23 protein-coding genes, 1 tRNA gene and 1 pseudogene are annotated in these 22,053 nt (G+C 68.5%); 7 read left to right on the forward strand and 18 right to left on the reverse strand.

Features of this window, described 5'->3' with window-relative positions:
* Nucleotides 1–122: 122 nt before the first annotated feature.
* From EV662_RS00445 to EV662_RS00455, 3 genes are all read right to left on the reverse strand, one after another.
* The gene (locus tag EV662_RS00445) at nucleotides 123–968 is read right to left on the reverse strand and encodes a fumarylacetoacetate hydrolase family protein (protein ID WP_132460165.1); all 846 of its coding nucleotides are present in this window, start codon (nucleotides 966–968) and stop codon (nucleotides 123–125) included.
* Nucleotides 969–1,130: 162 nt separating this feature from the next.
* Nucleotides 1,131–1,865, reverse strand: coding sequence for an SDR family oxidoreductase (locus tag EV662_RS00450; RefSeq protein ID WP_132460166.1), 735 nt, complete (start codon nucleotides 1,863–1,865; stop codon nucleotides 1,131–1,133).
* Between the two features lie 10 nt (nucleotides 1,866–1,875).
* On the reverse strand, nucleotides 1,876–3,657 hold the full coding sequence (locus tag EV662_RS00455; RefSeq protein WP_132460167.1) for an IlvD/Edd family dehydratase: 1,782 nt from the start codon (nucleotides 3,655–3,657) through the stop codon (nucleotides 1,876–1,878).
* Nucleotides 3,658–3,911: 254 nt separating this feature from the next.
* Between EV662_RS00455 and EV662_RS00460 the strand changes: the two genes are divergently transcribed.
* Nucleotides 3,912–5,735, forward strand: coding sequence for a M3 family oligoendopeptidase (locus EV662_RS00460; protein ID WP_132460168.1), 1,824 nt, complete (start codon nucleotides 3,912–3,914; stop codon nucleotides 5,733–5,735).
* Between the two features lie 87 nt (nucleotides 5,736–5,822).
* Here EV662_RS00460 and EV662_RS00465 read toward each other — a convergent pair whose 3' ends face one another.
* The 9 genes and pseudogenes from EV662_RS00465 to EV662_RS00505 all read right to left on the reverse strand — a co-directional run bounded on the left by EV662_RS00465 (nucleotide 5,823) and on the right by EV662_RS00505 (nucleotide 13,780).
* The gene (locus tag EV662_RS00465) at nucleotides 5,823–6,128 is read right to left on the reverse strand and encodes a DUF4389 domain-containing protein (RefSeq protein ID WP_132460169.1); all 306 of its coding nucleotides are present in this window, start codon (nucleotides 6,126–6,128) and stop codon (nucleotides 5,823–5,825) included.
* A gap of 40 nt (nucleotides 6,129–6,168) precedes the next feature.
* Entirely contained in the window at nucleotides 6,169–6,603 is a 435-nt protein-coding gene (locus EV662_RS00470; protein ID WP_165915471.1) for a host attachment protein, read from the reverse strand.
* 89 nt (nucleotides 6,604–6,692) lie between these two features.
* Nucleotides 6,693–7,544 (reverse strand): annotated as a pseudogene (locus EV662_RS00475) (ABC transporter permease); the annotation flags it as partial.
* A gap of 14 nt (nucleotides 7,545–7,558) precedes the next feature.
* A complete protein-coding gene (locus EV662_RS00480; protein ID WP_132460172.1) occupies nucleotides 7,559–9,232 on the reverse strand; it encodes an ABC transporter permease in 1,674 nt (557 codons plus the stop codon).
* Entirely contained in the window at nucleotides 9,229–9,519 is a 291-nt protein-coding gene (locus EV662_RS00485) for a DUF1330 domain-containing protein (protein WP_132460173.1), read from the reverse strand. Before EV662_RS00485 ends, EV662_RS00480 begins: the two co-directional genes overlap by 4 nt.
* A gap of 100 nt (nucleotides 9,520–9,619) precedes the next feature.
* Nucleotides 9,620–10,744 (reverse strand): extracellular solute-binding protein, encoded by a 1,125-nt coding sequence (locus EV662_RS00490; protein WP_425056982.1) that lies wholly within the window; start codon nucleotides 10,742–10,744, stop codon nucleotides 9,620–9,622.
* Between the two features lie 80 nt (nucleotides 10,745–10,824).
* On the reverse strand, nucleotides 10,825–11,925 hold the full coding sequence (locus EV662_RS00495) for an ABC transporter ATP-binding protein (RefSeq protein WP_132460174.1): 1,101 nt from the start codon (nucleotides 11,923–11,925) through the stop codon (nucleotides 10,825–10,827).
* Between the two features lie 268 nt (nucleotides 11,926–12,193).
* Nucleotides 12,194–12,280 (reverse strand) — tRNA-Leu (locus EV662_RS00500).
* A 126-nt stretch (nucleotides 12,281–12,406) separates the two neighbouring features.
* The gene (locus EV662_RS00505) at nucleotides 12,407–13,780 is read right to left on the reverse strand and encodes a peptidoglycan-binding domain-containing protein (RefSeq protein ID WP_243695725.1); all 1,374 of its coding nucleotides are present in this window, start codon (nucleotides 13,778–13,780) and stop codon (nucleotides 12,407–12,409) included.
* Between the two features lie 107 nt (nucleotides 13,781–13,887).
* Between EV662_RS00505 and lipB the strand changes: the two genes are divergently transcribed.
* Complete coding sequence (lipB, locus tag EV662_RS00510; RefSeq protein WP_132460175.1) at nucleotides 13,888–14,538, forward strand: lipoyl(octanoyl) transferase LipB; 651 nt, start codon at nucleotides 13,888–13,890, stop codon at nucleotides 14,536–14,538.
* Nucleotides 14,539–14,568: 30 nt separating this feature from the next.
* Here lipB and EV662_RS00515 read toward each other — a convergent pair whose 3' ends face one another.
* Together EV662_RS00515 and EV662_RS00520 are read right to left on the reverse strand one after the other, a co-directional pair.
* Nucleotides 14,569–14,901 (reverse strand): hypothetical protein, encoded by a 333-nt coding sequence (locus tag EV662_RS00515; protein ID WP_132460176.1) that lies wholly within the window; start codon nucleotides 14,899–14,901, stop codon nucleotides 14,569–14,571.
* Nucleotides 14,902–15,108: 207 nt separating this feature from the next.
* On the reverse strand, nucleotides 15,109–15,567 hold the full coding sequence (locus EV662_RS00520) for a GatB/YqeY domain-containing protein (RefSeq protein ID WP_132460177.1): 459 nt from the start codon (nucleotides 15,565–15,567) through the stop codon (nucleotides 15,109–15,111).
* A gap of 184 nt (nucleotides 15,568–15,751) precedes the next feature.
* Between EV662_RS00520 and carA the strand changes: the two genes are divergently transcribed.
* The 4 genes from carA (at nucleotide 15,752) to EV662_RS00540 (ending at nucleotide 19,443) form a co-directional block, all read left to right on the forward strand.
* Nucleotides 15,752–16,906, forward strand: a complete 1,155-nt coding sequence (carA, locus tag EV662_RS00525; RefSeq protein ID WP_132460178.1) for a glutamine-hydrolyzing carbamoyl-phosphate synthase small subunit — start codon at nucleotides 15,752–15,754, stop codon at nucleotides 16,904–16,906.
* 126 nt (nucleotides 16,907–17,032) lie between these two features.
* The gene (gene trhA, locus EV662_RS00530) at nucleotides 17,033–17,701 is read left to right on the forward strand and encodes a PAQR family membrane homeostasis protein TrhA (protein ID WP_132460179.1); all 669 of its coding nucleotides are present in this window, start codon (nucleotides 17,033–17,035) and stop codon (nucleotides 17,699–17,701) included.
* Nucleotides 17,702–17,764: 63 nt separating this feature from the next.
* Complete coding sequence (locus tag EV662_RS00535) at nucleotides 17,765–19,042, forward strand: TAXI family TRAP transporter solute-binding subunit (RefSeq protein WP_132460180.1); 1,278 nt, start codon at nucleotides 17,765–17,767, stop codon at nucleotides 19,040–19,042.
* Between the two features lie 104 nt (nucleotides 19,043–19,146).
* Nucleotides 19,147–19,443, forward strand: coding sequence for a hypothetical protein (locus tag EV662_RS00540; RefSeq protein ID WP_132460181.1), 297 nt, complete (start codon nucleotides 19,147–19,149; stop codon nucleotides 19,441–19,443).
* 19 nt (nucleotides 19,444–19,462) lie between these two features.
* On the opposite strand, the gene EV662_RS00545 is transcribed toward EV662_RS00540, so the two are convergent.
* A complete protein-coding gene (locus EV662_RS00545; protein ID WP_132460182.1) occupies nucleotides 19,463–19,915 on the reverse strand; it encodes a low molecular weight protein-tyrosine-phosphatase in 453 nt (150 codons plus the stop codon).
* Between the two features lie 51 nt (nucleotides 19,916–19,966).
* Between EV662_RS00545 and EV662_RS00550 the strand changes: the two genes are divergently transcribed.
* A complete protein-coding gene (locus tag EV662_RS00550; protein ID WP_132460183.1) occupies nucleotides 19,967–20,659 on the forward strand; it encodes an NAD-dependent deacylase in 693 nt (230 codons plus the stop codon).
* Nucleotides 20,660–20,701: 42 nt separating this feature from the next.
* Here EV662_RS00550 and EV662_RS00555 read toward each other — a convergent pair whose 3' ends face one another.
* The 3 genes from EV662_RS00555 to rpmB form a co-directional block, all read right to left on the reverse strand.
* Nucleotides 20,702–21,181, reverse strand: coding sequence for a copper chaperone PCu(A)C (locus EV662_RS00555; RefSeq protein ID WP_132460184.1), 480 nt, complete (start codon nucleotides 21,179–21,181; stop codon nucleotides 20,702–20,704).
* Nucleotides 21,182–21,227: 46 nt separating this feature from the next.
* On the reverse strand, nucleotides 21,228–21,578 hold the full coding sequence (locus tag EV662_RS00560) for a hypothetical protein (protein ID WP_132460185.1): 351 nt from the start codon (nucleotides 21,576–21,578) through the stop codon (nucleotides 21,228–21,230).
* A gap of 148 nt (nucleotides 21,579–21,726) precedes the next feature.
* Nucleotides 21,727–22,014, reverse strand: a complete 288-nt coding sequence (rpmB, locus tag EV662_RS00565) for a 50S ribosomal protein L28 (protein WP_132460186.1) — start codon at nucleotides 22,012–22,014, stop codon at nucleotides 21,727–21,729.
* Between the last annotated feature and the right edge of the window lie 39 nt (nucleotides 22,015–22,053).

Raw genomic sequence — 22,053 nt, forward strand, 5'->3', positions numbered from 1 at the left:
CGCTTTTTCTTGGCGGAAATACTCCGGGGGCAGCCATCGCAGCGTCAGCGCAGATGGCGGCGGGGGCAGCGCCCCCGCGCGGGTCGCCCCGGCGCCAGCCGGGGCGAAACCCGAAAGCCGCGCTAGCCGGCCGCCACCACCTCCTGGCGCTGGGCGCCCAGCCCCTCGACGCGCAGATCCATCACGTCGCCGGGGCGCAGGAACCGCTGCGGTTTCATCCCCATGCCCACGCCCGAGGGCGTGCCGGTGGCGATGATGTCACCGGGCATCAGCGCCATGAACCGGCTCATGTAGCTGACGATCTCGCGCACCGAAAAGATCATGTCCGAGGTGTGGCTGTCCTGCACCCGCACGCCGTTCAGATCCAGCGACAGCGCCAGCGCCTGCGGGTCGGGCACCTCGTCGGCGGTCACCAGCCACGGCCCCACGGGGCCGAAGGTTGGCGCCGACTTGCCCTTGATCCACTGCCCGCCCCGCTCGATCTGGAAGGCGCGTTCAGACACGTCGTTGACCACGCAATAGCCCGCGACATGGTCCAGCGCATCCGCCTCGGACACGTACAGCGCCTCGCGCCCGATCACGACGCCCAATTCCACCTCCCAGTCGGCCTTTTCCGACCCGCGCGGGATCACCACCGGGTCGAACGGTCCCGACAGCGCGGAACTGGCTTTGGAAAACAGGATCGGCTCGGCCGGCGGCGTCAACCCGGTCTCGGCGGCATGCCTGGCATAGTTCAGCCCGATGCAATGGAAATTGGGCACCGAGGCCAGGCAGGGCCCCACCCGCATCGGTTCCTCGATCACCGGAAGTGCCGCGATATCCAGCGCGCGGATGGCGTCGAGCGCCTCGAACGACACGCCCCGGCCCGCGAAATCGGCCACCTTGGCCGACAAATCGCGCACCCGCCCCTCGCCATCCAGCACCGCCGGCCGCTCCTGGCCCGCCGGGCCCACCCTCAACAGCTTCATCGCACCCTCCCGTTCTGGCTGTCCAACCGGTATACCCTGCCGCCTGCCGCTGTCGAGCCTCCGCCCCCCCCGCCGCCCGGGCAGGGCCAGGCGCCCGCCCGAGGGACCGGCCGCAAGGCCGGACCCGAGAGGAAAGGCTTGCGCCGAAGGCGCGCAACTGGATCAGCCGCGGCCGATATAGGGCATGGCGCTGGCCATCACCGTCATGAACTGGACGTTCGCCGACAAGGGCAGCGAGGCCATGTGCAGGACCGACGCGGCCACATGGGCCACGTCCATCACCGGTTCGGCCGCGATGCGGCCATCGGCCTGGGGCACGCCCCGGGTCATCGGCTGCGCCATCTCGGTCAGCGCGTTGCCGATGTCGATCTGGCCGCAGGCGATGTCGAAGCGCCGCCCGTCCAGGCTGAGCGCGCGGGTCAGGCCGGTCACGGCATGTTTCGACATCGTGTAGGGCGCCGACCCATAGCGCGGCACATGCGCCGAGACCGAGCCGTTGTTGATGATCCGCCCGCCCCGCGGCACCTGCCGCCGCATCAGCCCAAAGGCCGCGCGGGCACACAGGAACATGCCGTCGATGTTGATCGCGGACAGCCCGCGCCAGTCCTCGACCGCGATCTCGTCGATCATCGCGGACGGCAGGCCGATGCCGGCGTTGTTGAACAACACGTCGAGCCGGCCCCAGTCGGCCCCGATCCGGGCGAACCCGTCCGCCACCGCGTCGGCATCGGTCACGTCCATGGGCAGCACCAGGGCGTTTTCGTGGCCGTCCGCGGTTTCCTCCAGCGGGCCCGCGCGGCGGCCTGCCAGCGCAACGCGCCAGCCCGCATCCAGGAAGGCGCGCGCCGTTGCGCGGCCGATGCCGCTGCCCGCGCCGGTGATCAGGATCGTCTGCATGGGTCTTCCTTCAGTGGTTGTCGCGCGGCAGATCCTGCGCCACGCGGCGATAGGCGGTGGCGAGTTCCAGGCAGCCGCCCTCGGCCAGCTGGCCGACATGGGTGCGGTAGATCTCCTGCCACGGGGTCTGGTGGTGCAGTTCGGGCGGCGTCCACGCCGCCTTGCGCGCGGCCCATTCTTCCGGGTCCACCAGCGCGTCCATCCGCGAGGCGTTCAGGTCCAGCCGCACCCGGTCGCCGGTCTGCAAAAGCGCCAGCCCGCCGCCCACCGCCGCCTCGGGCGACGCATTCAGGATCGAGGGGCTTTCCGACGTGCCCGATTGCCGCCCGTCGCCCACCGTGGGCAGGTGATGGATGCCCTGCCGGACCAGCGCGTCGGGGGGCTGCATGTTCACCACCTCGGCCGAACCCGGATAGCCGACGCAGCCCGCGCCGCGGATGAACAGGATGGTCCTTTCGTCGATGCCCAGCGCGGGGTCGTTGATCCGGTCGTGGTAATCCTCGGGGCCTTCGAAGACCACGGCGCGGGCCTCGAAGAGGCCTTCCTGCCCCGGTTCCGACAGGAAGCGGCGGCGGAAATCGTCCGAGATCACGCTGGTTTTCATCAGGGCGGAGTCGAACAGATTGCCCGTCAGAACCTTGAACCCCGCATTGGGGCGCAGGGGCGCGTCATAGGGGCGGATCACGTCGTGGTCGAGGCTGTGGATGCCGTCCAGCACCTCGGCCAGCGGGCGGCCCGTCGCGGTCGGTGCGTCCAGGTGCAGGCGGCCCGCCCTGGCCAGTTCCGCCATCACCGCCGGAACGCCCCCCGCGCGGAAAAAGCTTTCGCCCAGGTATTCGCCCGCGGGCTGCATGTTGACCAAAAGCGGCACGTCGTAGCCGATGGTTTCCCAGTCTTTCACGTCGAGCGGCACGCCCGCGTGCCGCGCGATGGCCTGCAGGTGCGGGGGCGCGTTGGTGGACCCGCCGATGGCGGCGTTGACCACGATGGCGTTCTCGAACGCCGCGCGGGTCAGGATGTCGGCGGGTTTCAGGTCATCCAGCACCATCCCCACGATGCGCCGCCCGGTCTGGTAGGCCATCGCCATGCGTTCGCGGAAGGGGGCGGGGATCGCGGCGTTGCCGGTCAGGCTCATCCCCAGCGCCTCGGCCATGGCGTTCATCGTGGACGCCGTGCCCATCGTGTTGCAATGGCCCAGCGACGGCGCCGAGGCGCAGACGCGGGACATGAACTCGTCATAGTCGATCTTGCCCTCGGCGAGCAGGCGGCGCGATTCCCAGACGATGGTGCCCGAGCCCGCGCGCTGCCCCTTCCACCAGCCGTCCAGCATCGGGCCGCCATTCAGCGCGATTGCCGGGATATCCACGGTGGCCGCGCCCATCAGCATTGCGGGCGTGGTCTTGTCGCAGCCGGTGGTCAGCACCACCCCGTCGATCGGGTAGCCGTGCAACACCTCGACCAGCCCGAGATAGGCGAGGTTCCGGTCGAGCGCGGCGGTGGGCCGCTTGCCGGTTTCCTGGATCGGGTGGACGGGAAATTCCATCGGGATGCCGCCCGCGTCGCGGATGCCGGCCTTGATCCGGTCCATCAGGAACACGTGGATCTTGTTGCAGGGGGCAAGGTCGGAGCCGGTATTGGCGATGCCGATGACGGGGCGTTCGCCCTGCAATTCCTCGCGGGTGAATTCCTGGTTCTGGTAGCGTTCCAGGTAGAGCGCGGTCATGCCCGGGTTGTTGGGGTTGTCGAACCATTCCTGCGAGCGAAAGCGCCGGTGCGCGCGGGTATCTGACACGGGCGGACTCCCTGCTGGCGGCGCCGCTGCGGGCGCCGTGCCTTCGGCTGGCAGCCTTCCAACGCGGGCGGGCGAATGCAAGGGCAATCGGCGCGCGGCGGCGGGGGTCCGGGCGCGGACGGGGTTTCGCCTTGGCTTCGCCAAGGCGACCGGCGCCGGGGGCTGACGCCCCCGGCGCCGGCGCGGCCGCGCTTGATCCCCCTGCCCCCCGCACCCTATGTGTTGGGCCAGTGCGACAGAAACGAGGAACCCCGATGCCCCTGCCCCATCCCGCGCCCGTCTTCGATGCCAATGCCACGGCCCAGGGGGGGCTGGGCGACCTTCCCGAATGGGACCTGAGCGACCTGTACCCCGCCCCGGACGCCCCCGAGATCGAGCGCGACATGGGCTGGCTGGAGACCGAATGCGCCGGCTTCGCCGCCGATTACGAGGGCAAGCTGGCCGGGCTGGACGCGGCGGGCATGCTGGGCTGCGTGCAGCGCTACGAGGCGATCAACCGGGTGTCGGGGCGGATCATGTCCTATGCGGGCCTGCGCTATTACCAGAACACGGTCGATGCCGAGCGCGCCAAGTTCCTGTCCGACTGCCAGGACCGGATCACCACCTTTACCACGCCGCTGGTCTTCTTCACGCTGGAACTGAACCGGATCGAGGACGCGAAGCTGGAGGCGCTGTTCGCCGCGAATGCCGACCTGGCCCGCTACAAGCCCGTGTTCGACCGGCTGCGCGCGATGCGCCCGCACCAGTTGTCGGACGAGCTGGAGAAGTTCCTGCATGACCAGTCGGTGGTCGGCGCCAGCGCCTGGAACAAGCTGTTCGACGAAACCATCGCGGGGCTGGAATTCGAGGTGGACGGCGAAGCCTTCGGGATCGAGGGCACGCTGAACTTCCTGACCGACCCGGACCGCGCGAAACGCGAAGCCGCGGCGCATGCGCTGGCCGAGGTGTTCGGCGCGCATATCAAGACCTTTGCCCGCGTGCACAACACGCTGGCCAAGGAAAAGGAGGTCGAGGACCGCTGGCGCAAGATGCCGACGCCGCAGACCGGCCGGCACCTGGCCAATGACGTGGAACCCGAGGTGGTCGAGGCGCTGCGCGACGCGGTGGTGGCGGCCTATCCGCGGCTGTCGCACCGCTATTACGCGCTGAAGGCGAAATGGCTGGGGCTGGAGAAACTGCAGGTCTGGGACCGCAACGCGCCGCTGCCGACCGAAGAGCCGAAGACCGTGGATTGGGACACGGCGAAGGCGACCGTGATGGAGGCCTATGCCGATTTCTCGCCCAGGATGGCCGAGATCGCCGAACCCTTCTTCGAGAAGGGCTGGATCGATGCGGGGGTGAAACCGGGCAAGGCGCCGGGGGCCTTTGCCCACCCGACGGTGACGGATGTGCACCCTTACGTGATGCTGAACTACCTTGGCAAACCGCGGGACGTGATGACGCTCGCCCACGAGCTGGGCCACGGGGTGCACCAGGTGCTGGCCGCGCCGCAGGGGGAGTTGCTGTCGTCGACGCCGCTGACGCTGGCCGAGACGGCGAGCGTGTTCGGCGAGATGCTGACCTTCCGCAAGCTGTTGGCCAAGGCCGAGACGCCGGCGCAGAAAAAGACCCTGCTGGCGGGCAAGGTCGAGGACATGATCAACACGGTGGTCCGCCAGATCGCGTTCTACGATTTCGAGTGCAAGCTGCACGCGGCGCGGCGGCAGGGCGAGCTGACCCCCGAGGATATCAACGAGATCTGGATGAGCGTGCAGGGCGAGAGCCTGGGCCCGGTCTTCGAGTTCATGGAAGGGTATGAAACCTTCTGGGCCTATATCCCGCATTTCGTCCACTCGCCCTTCTACGTCTACGCCTATGCCTTCGGCGACGGGTTGGTGAACGCGCTTTACGCGGTCTACGAGGAAAGCGGCGCGGCGTTCCAGGACAAGTATTTCGAGATGCTGAAGGCGGGCGGGTCCAAGCACCACAAGGCGTTGCTGGCGCCCTTCGGGCTGGGCGCCAGCGACCCGGCCTTCTGGGACAAGGGGCTGTCGATGATCGAGGGCATGATCGACGAGCTGGAGGCGATGGAAGATTGACGGGAAGCCGGGCGCCCGCCCATCGAGGGCGGGCGCCCGGCGGCCTCTGGCGGGGATATTTCCGGCCAGAAGAAGACCGCGGGCGGGCTATTTCCACTCGGTCCAGGGGAAGGGTTTCTCGTCGCTCGCCACGGCCTGGAAGCGGGCGGTGGCGGCCATCCAGTTGCCCAGCCTGGTGCCGAAATCGGCGATATGCGGGTTCTTGGCCCGGGTGAACAGCATCCAGCCGAATTGCAGGACGGCGGTCGCCACCAGCAGCGTCTGGGCGATCGAGAACAGGATCAGCAGCACCAGCATCCAGCCGCCGCGGGCCCAGACCGCGCGGGTTTCGGCGGCCCGCGCGTCGGGGGCGCCACGGGCGGGATCGGGGGTCGGGTCGGGTGTGTCGGACATATCTGCCTCCGCGGGTTGCGCCGGGGCGCCGGGCCCCGGCTCAGAACACGATCACATCCTCGAAATGGCGCGGCAGGTCGGCCGCTGCAACCCCCAGGAGGTCCTTGTTCAGGTCGGCGGCGAGCGCCTTGGCCAGGTCGGCGGGCATGCCGGCGCGCAGCGCGCCCAGCATCGCGGGCGGCGCGCCCAGCACGAAGCGGTCATAGCCGCCCTGCGCCCAGGCCTGGTCCGTCACCGCCAGCACGTCGCGGGCGAAGGCCTCGCGGTTCTGTTCGCGTTCGCTGGTCACGGGTTCGAAGCCGTGGCGCGCGGCGCCGGGGGCGGCCTGGCCGCGGCCGGGCGTGTCGGCGAAGCACGTTTCGGTCGCCTTGTCGAAATGCGACAGCTCGGTCAGCCCCTTGCCGGGGCCGTCATTGGCCAACAGGCGGGCCTCTTTCTCGTTGGCGATCAGGACCAGCGTGCGGACGGGTTTCATGGCATCCTCCTCCCCTTGTGCGTGCGGGGGAAGGCTAGCCGCGCGCCCGCGCCGGCGCATTGACGTGGCGCAAGCGCCGGGCGCGGTTCTCAGCCCGGCGTCATCCCGCGCAGCCGTTCCGAGCGGCGGCGCAGGATTTCCACGGTGGTCAGGAGCGCGATGGAGATCACCACCAGGATCGTGGCCACCGCCAGGATCGTCGGGCTGATCTGTTCGCGCAGCCCCGTGAACATCTGCCAGGGCAGGGTCTGCTGGTTGGCCGAGCCGACGAAGAGGACCACGACCACCTCGTCGAAGGAGGTGATGAAGGCGAAGAGTCCGCCCGAGATCACGCCCGGCAGGATCAGCGGCATCTGAACCTTGAAGAAGGTGGTCACCGGGTTCGCGCCCAGGTTCGCCGCCGCCCGCGTCAGCGAGCGGTCGAAGCCCACCAGCGTCGCGGTCACGGTGATGATGACGAAGGGGATGCCCAGCGCGGCATGGGCCAGCACGACGCCGAAATAGGTGCCCTGCAGGCCGATGCGCGAGTAGAAGAAATACATCCCCGCCGCCGAGATGATCAGCGGCACGATCATCGGCGAGATCAGGATCGCCATGATCGCGCGGCGGAAGGGCACGTGGTCCTGGGACAGGCCCACCGCGGCCAGCGTGCCGAGGCTGACCGACAGGAAGGTGGCCGCGGGCGCGATCTTGATCGAGTTCCACATCGCCTGCTGCCAGTCGGGATTGGTGAAGAAATCCCGGTAGTGTTTCAGCGAGTAGCCCTCGGGGTCGAAGGCCAGCATTTCGGGCGTGAAGGTGAAGAAATCCTCGGCGTTGAAGCTGAGCGGGATGATTACCAGGATCGGCGCGATCAGGAAGAAGAAGATCAGCCCGCAGATCACGTAGAAGGTGTAGTGCCAGATCTTCTGGCCCGTGGTGGCATAGGGAGGCAGGTCCATCTGTGACATGTCGGTTACCCCAGGCTCACGTTGTCGATGCCCACGATCCGGTCGTAGAGCCAGTAGAGGATCAGCACCACCGCCAGCAGGATCGTGCCCAGCGCGGCCGCGAGGCCCCAGTTGAGCGAGCTGGAGATGTGGTAGGCGATCCGGTTCGAGATGAAGGTCCCCGTCGTCCCGCCGACCAGTTCCGGCGTGATGTAATAGCCGATGGCGAGGATGAAGACGAGGATGCAGCCAGCGCCGATCCCCGGCACCGATTGCGGGAAGTAGACCCGCCAGAACGCCGTCCAGTTGGTGGCGCCGAGGCTTTTCGCCGCGCGGACGTAGGAGGGCGGGATCGTCTTCATCACCGAGTAGAGCGGCAGGATCATGAAGGGCAGCAGGATGTGGGTCATCGCGACGATGGTGCCGAACTGGTTGTTGATCATCACCAGCCGCGCGTCATCGGCCACGATCCCCATCCAGACGAGCACGTCGTTGATGACGCCCTGTTGTTGCAGAAGCACCTTCCACGCCGAGGTGCGCACCAGAAGCGAGGTCCAGAACGGCAGCAGCACCAGGATCAGCAGCACGTTCGAGGTGCGCATCGGCAGGTTCGACAACAGGTAGGCGATGGGATAGCCCAGCAGGACGCAGGACCCCATGATCACGAGGCTCATGAACAGGGTCCGCTGGAACAGCATGACATAGATGCGCTGGTCCTCGGGCTGGGCGGCGACGCCGTCCGGGGTCTGCTTGAGATCGACCGAGGACAGGAAATAGCCCGGTGTATACGCGGGTGCGAAGGCCTGGATCGTGGCCCAGACCTGCGGGTTCTGCCAGTCCTCGTCCGCGTCGAGGTAGAGATCGACGAGGTCGACCGTCTCGAACGTCTCGACCGCGTCATGGGCGGGGGCGAGGATGGCCTGACTGGCGTCGTCCAGCCGGCCGATGGCGCCGGGGCCGACATGGATCAGGTCGCGGTAAAGCGCGAGGAACACCGGCGGCCATGGCTCTTCGTCGGCGGGATTGTCGGCATTCTCGGTCTGGGCGAGGCGGGCGAATTCGGCATAGGCATCGGCGGTTTCGGGCAGCACCTCGGCCACCCCGGCCTTGAGCCGGAACAGGGGCGCCGGCTGGTCGAAATCGCGCCCGGCCTTGTTGGCGGCCACGCGCGCGGCGTCCCAGGCGGCGTAATCGGCCTGCCAGTCGGGCGCCGCCATCAGCGTCATCCAGGTTTCGGGCCGTTCCAGGGCCGGGTCCACCTGGGTGAACTGGTCCATGTAGGTTTCGCCGAAATCGTCGACCCGGCGCCCGGTCTTGCGGAACAGCGACGAGATGCCCGTCATTTCATAGTTCAGGCGGGTGCCGAGACGGGTGTGTTCCTTGCGCTCGGCGGCGGCGACAAGGTCGTAGGTGAAGGCCGCGAACACGTCCTCGGAGGGCGGCTGGCCGGCCTTGTGGTCCCAGTCCTGCAGCGCGCGGGTGGTGCGCGGCAGCGTGTCGGACACGATCTGGTTCTCGACCGAGCGGAACAGCATGTCCGCGATCGGCGCGATGAAGGTCACCAGGATGAAGATCAGAAGCGGCGCGATCAGCGCCAGCGCGCGCAGTTTCTGGGCGCGCAGCGCACGTTGCAGGCTGCGCTTGAGCGGCTTGCCGTCGGCGGAAAGGACCGGGCCCGTCTGGGAGGCGGCGTCGCTCATGCGACCCCCTCGACCAGGACGATGTCGCTTTGGGCGGTGGCGTGGCGGATGCGGGCCACCTCTTGGTATTCGGGCGAATGGAAGGCGCGTTTCGCGGCCTCGAAATCGGGGAACTCGATCACCACGTGGCGGTCCTTCATCGGGCCCTCGGGCGCCTCGCTGGCGCCGCCGCGCACGATGAACCGCCCGCCGAAGCCTTCGAGGATGGGCGTGTCGCGTTCGACATACTCCCGGTAGGCCTCGGGATCGGTGACGGTGATATGGGCGATGATGTATCCCTTGGGCATCGCGTGGGGTCCCCCGGTCGTCTGTGGTGGGCGGCGGCGCGACAGGCACCGCCGCCGAAATGTCAGAGGGGCGCGCGCAGGCGCACGCCCCGATGCCGGCTTACTGCGCCAGCCAGGCCTGGAACTTGGCGTCCAGGTCGTCGCGGTAATCGGCCCACCATTCGTAGTTCTGCACGAAGGCGTTCCTTGCGTTCTCGGGGTTGGTCGGCATGTGCGGCCCCATCTCGATGCCCAGTTCGGCATGGGTCGAGACCAGCGGCTGCGACGAGTCGCGGGCCGGGCCATACGAGATGTACTTGGCCTGGTCGGCCAGACGCTGGGTGTCGGTGGCGAAGCGCAGGAAGTGCATCACCCGGTTCAGCTTGTCCTCGGAGAGGCCGGCGGGCACGATCCAGCCGTCGATGTCGAAGGACTGGGTGTCCCACATCATCGAGACCGGCTGGTTCTGTTCGACGATCACGCTGAACAGCCGGCCGTTATAGGTCGAGCCGAACACCACCTCGCCATCGGCCAGAAGCTGCGGCGTGTCGGCGCCCGCGGTCCACCAGATCGTCTGGTCCTTGATCGTGTCGAGCTTGGCCAGCGCGCGGTCCTGGCCTTCGGGGGTTTCGAGGACGTCATAGACATCGTCCATCGCCACGCCGTCGCAGAGCAGCGCCCATTCCATGTTGTTGTGCGGACGGCGTTCCAGGCTGCGCTTGCCCGGGAAGGCCTCGAGGTCGAACACGTCGCAGATGTCGTCGGGGGTGTTGCCGTTCCACTCCGCCACGTCGTTGCGGTAGCCGAAGGTGTAGGAATAGACGATCTGCGGGATGAAACACTCGCTGACGATCATCTCGGCGAAATCCTCGCTGGCGGGCGTGCCGTCGGGCGCGGGGGCCAGCATTTCGTCATGGTCGATCTCCATGGCGAGCCCCTCGTCGCACAGGCGCATCGAATCGGCCGCGGTCACGTCGACCAGGTCCCAGGTCAGGTTGCCCGCCTCGTTCTGGGCGCGCAGCTTGGCCACCGCCTCGGCCGAGCTTTCGTCCCAGACGAAGGTGACGCCGGTCGCTTCGGCATAGGGTTCGGCATAGGCCTTGATCTGGCTGTTCTGGTAGGCGCCGCCCCAGGACACCACCGTCATGCTGTCGGCGCAATTCTCGCAGGGCGGCAGGTCCTGGGCGAACAGCGCCCCGGCCGGAAGAGCCGCAAGCGCGGTAGCGGAAAGAAGTCGTTTCATCATCGTTAAGCACTCCCAGTTGTATGACCCGGGTTCCGGGACAGAGGCCTCGCACGCCCCGGGTGCGGCGAGGCCCGGTTGCGTCACCGGGCGTCGAGCGCGCGGCAATCGTCGGGAAGCCAGCCGATCTCGATATGTTCGCCGGGTTTGAGCCGGCGCTGATCGGGGGCGTTCCGCGTCTTGATGACGAATTCGTCGTTGCCCGCGACCCGCAGCCGGGTGCGGTAGATGTCGCCCATGTAGATGAATTCCAGCACTTCGGCATGGATCAGGTGGGCATCGGGCGACAGCCGGTCCTTGTTGATCTCGACCCGCTCGGGCCGGATCGAGACCAGCGTGCGGTCGCCGGGTTTCGAGACGTTCACCGGCTTGGCGTCGATCACCTCGCCATCGTCCAGTTCGACCAGCGCGACGCCGTTGGTGATCTCTTTCACCGTGCCCATCAGGGTGTTGTTCTCGCCGATGAACTGCGCGACGAAACTGTTCTGCGGCTGTTCATAGAGTTCGTCGGGCGGGGCAAGTTGCTGGATCCGGCCATCGTTGAACACCGCGACCCGGTCCGACATGGTCAGCGCCTCGGTCTGGTCGTGGGTGACGTAGACCGTGGTGATCCCGAGATTGTGGGCCAGCCGCGTGATCTCGAACTGCATGTGCTCGCGCAGCTGCTTGTCGAGCGCGCCCAAGGGTTCGTCCATCAGCACCAGTTCGGGTTCGAAGACCAGCGCGCGGGCAAGCGCGATGCGCTGCTGCTGGCCGCCCGAAAGCTGCGCCGGGCGGCGCCCGCCAAAGGCGCCCATCTGCACCATGTCGAGCGCGCGGTTGACCTTTTCCTCGCGCTCGGACTTGCCGACCTTGCGCACCTCGAGCGGGAAGGCCAGGTTCTCGGCCACGGTCATGTGCGGGAACAGCGCGTAGTTCTGGAACACCATCCCGATCCCGCGCTTGTGCGGCGGGATGTTGTTGATCGGCTGGCCGTCCAGCAGGATGTCGCCATGGGTCGCCGTCTCGAACCCCGCCAGCATCATCAGGCAGGTCGTCTTGCCCGACCCCGACGGCCCCAGCATGGTCAGGAACTCGCCCCGGCCGATGGAGAGATTGAGATCCTTCACGACGAGCGTTTCGCCGTCATAGCTTTTCTGGACGCGGTCGAAGACCACGAACCCGTTGTCCGTTGCAGCGGTCAACCGTTATCCCCTGTTGTGACGCGCGGCGTTGTCCTGCGCTGTTCTTGCCGGAGCGAGCCTCCGTTGCGCAAAACGGTATCATGTGACCGGCGGAGTGCAACGAAGAACTTGGAAACAACGGCGCGGGCCGGATTTTCTCTTTGATCTCAAGCTGAAGAATGGATCAAAGCGCTGAAATCGGCGCCGTGTTCGGTGCGCACGCAAGGGAGCGACTGCGAGAACGGGCGGCAGTCACGCACGGGATGACCCGGGATTTCCAGGGAGAGACTGGTGCGGTCGAGAAGACTCGAACTTCCACGGGAGTTACCCCACAGCGACCTCAACGCTGCGCGTCTACCAATTCCGCCACGACCGCACGTGTCAGGTAGTGCGCGGTGTCTTACCGAGTCGGATCGCCGATGTGAAGGGGGATTTTCGCGCTTTTTCCGCCGGCGCGGGGGCGGGTCCGGGGCGGCGGCGGGGCCGCCCCGGGGGGGCCATGTCAGTTCTCGACCGAGAAGGTGGGCAGCGCGGCGGGCTGCGGCCGCGACGGGTCGGGTTGCAGCGCCGCGCCATCGGCCTTGCCGCCGACGCGGTAGGCGGCCTTGCGGATCAGCTCGGCGCGTTCCGGCTGGCCCGGGGCAAAGACGGTGGTGGCCCCGCGCGCGGCCGCGTCGAGCGCGGTTTCATACCAGTCCAGCGCCAGGTCGGCGCGCTTGGCGGTGCCGAAGCCCTGCGACAGGTGGTGGCCCATCAGCTCGGCATAGACATCCTCGCCCATCGCGACCAGGAGCAGGCCCGACCCGATCGCCACGTCCATGTTGTCGGTGCGGTAGCCGACCGAGAGACAGACCTTGGCGGTGCCGGCCAGCTGTGCGGGCGGCATGCCCGAGGCCATCACGAAGCCGCGCACGTCGTCCAGAACCTGGTCGCGCGGCTTGAAGGACAGCGCCGCGATCTGGTCCTTGAGCGCCGGGCCGAAGCCTGCGCATTGCTCGGCGATCTGCTCGGCGGAAAAGCCCGCGATGCGTGCGGTCAGTTCCTCGCCCTCGGCGATGGCATAGGTCCGCGCAAGGCAGAACTGTTCTTCCAGGGCGAAACCGGCATCCGTCATCGTGGCCGCGGTGGTGAAGCCGCCATTGGTGCTGGTCAGCAGGCTGACCTTGTTGCAATGCGAGGCAAGCGACTGCCCGGCGCCCTGGCCCAGGAAATTGGGCAGCGCAAGCGCGCCCCCCGCCGCCGCCCCGGCGGCGACCGCGGTGGTGCCCGCCGCGGCTGCGGGCGCGGAGGGCGTGACCACGGTGGTGGTGGCGGGCGCCTGGGGCGCGGCGGGCTGGGGATTGATCACGACGGTGGTGCCGGGCTGCATCGGCTGGACGGGCGCGACCATGCCGCCGGCCATCTGCTGCTGATAGGTCTTGAGCAGGCCGCGCGTGCCCATCGGGTTGGCCGCGATCATCTGCGTGGTCGCCGGCCCGCCCGAGATCGCGCGGTGGTACGAGGTCACCAGGAAATCGCGTTCATAGGGCGAAAGATTGCCGCTGACCGGGTAGCCCATGAACGCCTGGTATTGCGAGATCGCGTTGCGCGAGTTGCGGCCCAGAACGCCGTCGGGCGTGCCCGCGGGGAAGCCGAAATAGTTCAGCGAGGTCTGCACCTCGCGGTTCTGCGCGCGGGTCGCCGCCGAGGGGCCGGAATAGGTCTTGCGATAGACCTTCTTCTGGCGGTTCTTGTTCGCCTCGTTCATGATGGCGCCACCGATCAGGCCGCCGATGATGCCCCCCACGACGGCGTCGCCATCGGCAGCGGCGCGGGTGGCGGGTGTGATGGCCAGGCTGGTGGCCAGGCAGGCCATTGCAAAATTCTTCTTCATCATGACATGTCTCCAGAAATGGTCTTCGGCGCCAATTCCACACACGCGCGCCCGGATACCATCAGTGTCGGGGCGAGCCGCGAAACCTGTCAAGGCTGGAAAGGGCGACCATGGGGCCGGAATGGCGCGTTTTCGAGGGATTCTCGGACTATTCCGAGACCTGCGCCGAAATGGAGGCGCGCGCCGAGGCGATCGCGGCGGGCCGCGCGGGCGAGGCGATCTGGCTGGTCGAGCACCCGCCGCTGTATACCGCGGGCACCTCGGCGGACCCTGCCGACCTGACCGATCCCGACCGGTTCCCGGTGTTTCCGACGCTGCGCGGCGGGCAATACACCTATCACGGGCCGGGCCAGCGGGTGGTCTATGCGATGCTGGACGTGGGCGCGCGCGGGCGCGACGTGCGCCGATTCGTGGGCCAGCTGGAAGACTGGGTGATCGCGACGCTGGCGGAATTCAACGCCACCGGCGAACGCCGCGCGGGACGGGTCGGCGTGTGGGTGGTGCGCGCCGACCTGCCGCCGGGGCCGTCCGGCCAGCCGCGCGAGGACAAGATCGCGGCGATCGGCGTGCGGCTGCGCCGCTGGGTCAGCTTTCACGGGCTGGCGATCAATGTCGAACCGGACCTGAGCCATTACGACGGCATCGTGCCCTGCGGCATCCGCGAGCATGGCGTCACCAGCCTGGTCGACCTGGGCCTGCCGGTGACGATGGCCGATCTCGACGTGGCGCTGCGCCGGACGTTCGACCGGGTCTTCGGCTAGCGCCGCCCGCCCCGGCCCCGTGCGCCCGGATCAGTGCCGGGTCTTGCGCGCGGTGATGTCCTTCATGGAATGCGACCCCTCGATCAGCAGCGAACGCGGATCGTCGGGGTGGTTGTTTTCCTGCAGCTCCATCAGGTCCTTTTCGTATTCCTCGGCCTTCAGGCGGAAGAACCGCTGGGCGAGATCCTCGTACATCTCGCGCGCCAGCAAAAGGCCCATCACCACCGCCGTCGCGATGAAGAGGATGTGGGAATAGATGAAGGTGAAGGTGATCAGGTGAATCGCGATCAGGATCAGCGCCGCGCCGCGCAGGATCACCGCCGGCCAGTCCTCGGGTTTCACGCCCTTGAAGTATTTCATCATCGTCACGTTCCTGTCTCGACCGGGGCCCTTACGATAACGTTGTGACGGCCCGGGCGAAAGCCGCCGTTCCGCCCACCGTCATATCGCGCCGTTCCTTACCAATTCGCTTCCCCCTAAATGGCGCGGAGGTCACCGGGTGCAAGCCCCCGGAAGAGCGAACCGCGCCACCGAACCGGGGCAGGTTGCCGCAGCCGCCGCGCGCGCCCCTCAGGCCAGGCGGTCTTTCACCATCGGCCCGACCGAGCCGAAATCCATGCGCCCGGCATAGTCCGCCTTGAGCTGGCCCATCACCCGGCCCATGTCGCGGATCGTGGCGGCGCCGGTCTTCTGGATCGCCGCGCCGATGGCCTGGGCGACCTCGTCCTCGGTCAGCTGGCGCGGCAGGAATTCCTCGATCACCGCCATCTCGGCGCGCTCGCGCTCGGCCAGGTCGAGCCGACCGCCCTCTTCGTAGGCGCGCGCGCTTTCCTGGCGCTGCTTGACCATGCGGCCCAGGATCGCCAGCACCTCGGCATCGCCCACGCCCTCTTCGGCGCCTTCGCCGCGCAGCGCGATATCCTTGTCCTTGATCGCCGCGTTGATCAGCCGAAGCGTGCCCAGGCGCTCGGTCTCCTTGTTCTTCATCGCGGCCTTGAGTGCCGTCGAGATACGGGTTCTGAGGTCCATCGGGGTCGCCTTCCGTCGCTTGCGCGTCAAGTTGGCGAAGATAGTGCCGCCCGCGGGGCGAGGCAAGTCGGGGCGGATCACGCCAAGTCATTGAAAACAATTAGTTTCGCATTTTGACGCGGGCCTTGATTCTTTGCCCACCCGGCCCTAGTGTCCGCGCGATCCCGCGCCCCAGGAGTTTCCCATGCCCGCCGCTGCCAGCCCCCGCCCGACCGCCTGCCTGACGCTTGCCGACGGCACCGTGTTCTATGGCCAGGGCTTCGGCGCCACCGGCGAGACGGTGGCGGAACTGTGCTTCAACACCGCGATGACCGGCTACCAGGAAATCATGACCGACCCGTCCTATGCCGGGCAGGTGGTGACCTTTACCTTTCCGCATGTCGGTAATGTCGGCGTGAACCCCGAGGACGACGAGACCGCCGCCCCGGTCGCGGCCGGCATGGTCGTCAAGTGGGACCCGACGGAACCGTCGAACTGGCGCGCGGCCGAACCGCTGACCGGCTGGCTGGCCAAGCAGGGCCGCATCGGCATCGGCGGGGTCGATACGCGGCGGCTGACCCGGGCGATCCGCCAGCAGGGCGCGCCCCACGTGGCGCTGGCCCATGACCCCGAGGGCAAGTTCGACATCGAGAAGCTGGTCGCCAAGGCGCGCGGGTTCTGCGGGCTGGAGGGGCTGGACCTGGCCAAGGATGTCACCTGCGCGCAATCCTATCGCTGGGACGAGATGCGCTGGGCCTGGCCCGAGGGATACAAGCGGCGCGAGGGGCCGGGCCACAAGGTCGTGGCGATCGACTATGGCGCGAAACGCAACATCCTGCGCTGCCTGGCCTCGGCGGGCTGCGACGTGACGGTGCTGCCGGCGACGGCCACCGCCGAGGACGTTCTGGCGCTGGACCCGGCGGGCGTGTTCCTGTCGAACGGGCCGGGCGACCCGGCGGCGACGGGCGAATACGCGGTGCCGATGATCCGCGAGGTTCTGGAAAGGGACATCCCCCTTTTCGGCATCTGCCTGGGCCACCAGATGCTGGCGCTGGCGCTGGGTGCGAAGACCATCAAGATGAACCACGGCCACCATGGCGCGAACCATCCGGTCAAGGACCTGGAGACCGGCAAGGTCGAGATCACCTCGATGAACCACGGGTTCACCGTGGACAGCCAGACCCTGCCCGCGGGGGTCAAGGAAACCCATGTCTCGCTGTTCGACGGATCGAATTGCGGCATCCGCATGGCCGACCGCCCGGTGTTCAGCGTGCAATACCACCCCGAGGCCAGCCCGGGCCCGCAGGACAGCTATTACCTGTTCGAGCGCTTCGCCGCGGCGATGGCCGCGCGCGCCTGACCCCGGCACCGCGACCGGCCAACTCACGCCCTGCAACCGACTGTACGGATGCGTGATTTTGACGCAGGCCGGCACCTGTGATACCCTTGGGTATTGCTGGGGCAAGCTGGTTGCGTAGGGGTTGTCATGAGTGAACTGTATCCGCCCGATGCCCGGGCAGAGCGTCCCTATACACGGGCAGAACGCCTGTCGGACGCGGTGGTGCATGTCATGGGTCTGGCCGGGGTGGCGATCGGGGTGCCGATCCTGGTCACGCTGGCCGTGCTGTTCCGCGGCGATGGCGCGGCGATCCTGGGCATCACGGTCTACGGCGCGGCGCTGTTCGCGATGATCGGCTTTTCGGCACTGTATCACATGGTGCAGCACCCGGACTGGACACCGATTTTCCGCAGGCTGGACCATTCCGCCATCTACTGGAAGATCGCGGGCACCTATACGCCCTTCACCCTGTTGTCGGGCGGGCATGGCGCGGGGCTGCTGGCGGGGCTGTGGGCCGCGGCGATGGCGGGGACCGGGCTGCGCGTGCTGGCGCCGCACCGGTTCCGCGCGGTCAACCTGATGCTGTACCCGGCGATGGGCTGGGCGGGCGCGGTGGCGGGCTGGAGCCTGTTCGCCACGCTGCCGCCGATGGTTCTGGGCCTGATCGTCGCGGGCGGCGTCCTGTATACGGTGGGCATGGTGTTCTACCTGTGGGAGCGGCTGCCCTATCACAACACGATCTGGCATGTGTTCGTCCTGGTCGCCACGATGCTGTTCTTCGCGGCGGTGACCGCGCAGGTGATCCAGACCGCCTGAGCGCCCCGCCCTCGACACACGCCCCGGTTGCCCTGCTATAAGGAGGGTCGGAGGGACGGAAAGATGCGTGTCGTCATCGGGGTCTTGTCCATCGTCCTGGCGCTGGCCGCGATGTGGGTGCTGAGCCGGGACCTGTTGCCGCCCAAGGAGGTTCGGCTGGCCGCGGGCGCGCCGGGCGGCGGCTATTGGGCGATCGCCGAACGCTATCGCGACCGGCTGGCGCGCGACGGCATCCGGCTGGAGATCATCGAAAGCACTGGGTCGGTCGGAAACGCCGAGTTGCTGCGCGGGGGCGCGGCCGACGTGGCGCTGTTGCAGGGGGGCGTCGCGCCCCCCGGCGGGGTCGAGTCGCTGGGCGCGATGTTCCTGGAACCGATGTTCTTCTTCGCGCGCCGCGGGGCGGAATTGCCGGCGAACCCGGGCCGCTGGGCCGGGCTGCGGGTCGCGGCGGGGGGCGCGGGGTCGGGTACCGCGGCGGCGTTCGACGGGCTGGAACGCGCGGCGGGGCTGGCGCCCGGTGCGGTCACGCGGCTGGCCCTGGGGGGCGCGCAGGCCGCCGACGCGCTGCGGACGGGCGCGGCCGATATCGCGGTCTTCGTCGCGCCGCTGAGCGCGCCCTACCTGGCGCCGCTGTTCGTCGATCCCGGCGTGGTGCTGATGCGGCTGGACCACATGACGGCGCTGTCGCGGCGGATGATCCAGACCGAGGTCATCACCCTGCCCGCCGCGGGCATCGATTTCGACCCGGTGGTGCCGCCGGACGATCTGCGGATGCTGGCGATGGTGGCGCAGCTGGTGGCGCGCGACGACCTGCACCCGTCGCTGGTGGACCGGCTGGCCATGGCGGCGCGCGGCATCCATTCGGGCGCGGACGCGATCACCCCGGCGGGGCGGTTCCCCGCCGCCGAGCCCGGCCCGCTGCCGATGAACGCCTATGCCGCGACGCTGATCCGCGAGGGGCCCAGTTCGTTGCAGGACGTGCTGCCCTATTGGGTGGTGGCGCAGGTCAACCGGTTCGCCATCCTGCTGTTGCCGCTGGTGTTCATCGCGGTGCCGCTGATCCGGGCATTGCCGGGGCTGTATGCCTGGCAGATGCGGCGGCGCGTGTTCCGCTATTACCGCGCGATCCGGGAAATCGACATGGACGCCCGCGCCGCGGCCTCGCATGACCGGCTGGAGGCGCTGGTGCAGGCGCTGGACGGGATCGACGCCGAGCTGGCACGCCTGTCGCTGCCCCCGCCCTATCGCGACCGCGCCTATACCGCGCAGATCCACATCAACCTGGTGCGCCAGCGGATCGAGGCGCGGCTGGACCGGATGGCCCCCCGCGCCGCCGATTGAATTTTTCGGCGGAATCTGGCATGGTGCGCGGCAGTTCCCGCCGGTCCGCAAGGGCGCGTCAGTCGCCCGGGATGCCGGCAGGCCCCTGAACCCGAGGCAGACAGATGAAGAGACTTGCGCTTGCGGCGATCCTCGCCGCGCTTTGCACCCCCGCCATGGCGGGTCCGATCGAGCGGGCCTGCCTGGGGTCGGACCGGCCCGGCGTATCGCGCGGGCTGTGCGGCTGCATCCAGCATGCCGCGGACCTGACGCTGACCCAAGGCGACCAGAAACAGGCCGCCCGATTCTTCCGCGACCCGCACCAGGCGCAGGTCATCCGCCAGTCGGACCGGCGCAGCGACGCCGCCTTCTGGGAACGGTACAAGCGGTTCGGTGCCACCGCCGAGGCCTTTTGCGGCTAGGCCCGCGGGGGCGCGGCCGTTACCGGGCCAGCTGGCGCAGCAGCCCGCGCGAGGCATCCTCGATCAGGTCCAGCACCAGGTCGAACCCGCCCTCGTAATAGGGGTCGGGCACCTCGTCGCGCGGGCTGTCGGCATAGTCGAGAAACAGCCGCACCGGCGTTTCGGACCCCGGCGGGCGCATCCGTTCAAGATCGGCCAGGTTCGAGCGGTCCATCGCCAGGATAAGGTCGAAACCGGCGAAATCGGCGGGCCGCACCTGCCGGGCGCGCAGCGCGCCCAGGTCATAGCCCCGCGCCGCCGCCTCGCGCAGCGCGCGGCCATCGGGCGGGTCGCCCACGTGCCAGCCGCCGGTGCCCGCGCTGTCGACCGCGACCGGCACGCCCGCCTGCGCGGCCAGCGTTTCGAACACGCCATGCGCGGTGGGCGAGCGGCAGATATTGCCGAGACAGACGAACAGGATGCGGGTGGTCATGGGCGGTTCCTTTCGGCAAGCTCGGCCCGAGTGTTAGCCGAGGAGGCGGCGATGACCAAGATCGTGATTCTGACCGGCGCGGGCATTTCGGCCGAAAGCGGGCTGGGCACGTTCCGCGACGCGGGCGGCATCTGGACGAAATACGACCTGGGCGAGGTGGCCACGCCCGAGGGGTTCGCGCGCAATCCGGCGCTGGTCCACGAATTCTACAACGCCCGGCGCAAGAACGCGGCCGAGGCGATCCCGAACGCCGCGCACGCGGCGCTGGCGCGGCTGGAACGCGCGATGCCGGGCGAGGTTCTGATCGTCACCCAGAACATCGACGACCTGCATGAACGCGCGGGCAGCACCGCCGTCTGGCACATGCACGGGCAGATGACCCGCGCCCGCTGCGCGGCCTGCGGCGAGACCTGGGACGCGCCGATGGCGATGCGGCCGGACGACCCCTGCCCGGCCTGCGCCGCCCCCGCGACGCGGCCGGATATCGTGTGGTTCGGCGAGTTTCCCTATCACATGGAGGCGATCTGGGAGGCGCTGCGCGCGGCCGAGATTTTCGTGGCGATCGGCACCTCGGGCAGCGTCTATCCGGCGGCGGCCTTCGTGCAGGATGCGGGCCGCGCGGGCGCGCATACGCTGGAACTGAACCTGGAGCCGTCCGAGACGGTCGGCGATTTCGCCGAGGCGCGGCACGGCCCCGCCTCGGAGATCGTGCCGGCCTGGGTGGAGGAAATGCTGCGCTGCTAGGCGCGGCGCCCGGCCTGGCGGGGGCCGGGCCGGGCGCGGGGATCAGTTCCCCATCTTCTTCATCTGCATGCCGCCGCCCATCGGGTCGCGGGTCAGGTCGACGGGGATTTCGACGGTCATCTCGCCCGCCTTTTCGAAGGTCAGCGTCACGGTGACCGTATCGCCCTGTTCCAGCGGCCGGGTCAGGCCAAGGAACATGACATGGTCGCCGCCGCGTTTCAGGTCGCGGGTGCCGCCGGCGGGGATGGGGAAACCTTCCTCGACCTCGACCATCTTCATCACGCCGCCCTCGGCGGCGACATGGGTGTGCAGCTCGACCTTGGCGGCGACGTCCGAGGCGGCGGCGACAAGCCGGTCGTCCTGGGTACCGGTATTGACCAGCGTCATGAAGGCCGCGCCGGATTTCGACATCATGGTCGAGGCGCGCGCATACGGGTCCTGGACGGCGATATCACCGGCCAGCGCGGGAAGAGCGGGCAGAAGCGCAAGGGCGCCTGCGAAAAGCATGGATTTCGGGGACATCGGTCCCTCCTGTGTTCTGGTGTCGTCGGGTTTGGGTCTGTGCGGGTCAGGCCATGGCGCGCGGCGGCCCGCGCGAGCGGGGCGCGGCACCGGCGCGGCCCGCGGGCAGGCCCGCCACAGCCGGCGCGGCCATCGCCACAAGGCGCATCCCGCGCCCGGGCAGCGCCGGGGCCGGCGCGACCAGGGCGGCCAGCGCCGCCAGACCGTCGGGACAGGGATGCGCGGGGCCGACCGGGTTGCCGTCGGCGTCGATGTCGATCGCCTGCAGCCCCATCCCGGTGCAGATCACGACCGTGCCCGCCGGCGCGGCCTGGCCGCGCGCCATCGCAAGGCCGAGCGAGGCAAACCCGAGAGCCAGCGCGAGGCAAAGGGCAAGGGCGGGGCGCAGATGTCGCATCGCCCCCGTTCTAGGCCGCCGCACCGGACCGGGAAAGAAGAATCGCACCATGCCCGCCGGGGCGGCGCGGTGCCGGCCACGCGAAACGGCCCCGCGCGGGGGCGCGGGGCCGTTCTATCCGTAACCGGGACTTACCGGGATCGAAGGGTCAGGCGGCCGCCTGGGCCTTTTCGATGTCTTTCTTGATCTTCAGCGCCTTGTCCGACAGTTCGGCATCGCTGGCCTTGGCCAGGAAGGCGTCGAGACCGCCGCGGTGGTCGACGGTGCGCAGCGCCGAGGCCGAGACGCGCAGCTTGAACGACCGGCCCAGCGTGTCGGAGATCAGCGTCACGTCGTTCAGGTTCGGCAGGAACCGGCGCTTGGTCTTGTTGTTGGCGTGGCTGACATTGTTGCCAGTCATCGGGCCTTTTCCGGTCAGTTCGCAGACGCGCGACATGGGTGTGTTCCTCGTCTCGATAAAGCAACCGGCGCCGCC

Source organism: Rhodovulum marinum, from assembly GCF_004343075.1.
In the GTDB taxonomy this organism is placed as follows: Bacteria; Pseudomonadota; Alphaproteobacteria; order Rhodobacterales; family Rhodobacteraceae; genus Rhodovulum; species Rhodovulum marinum.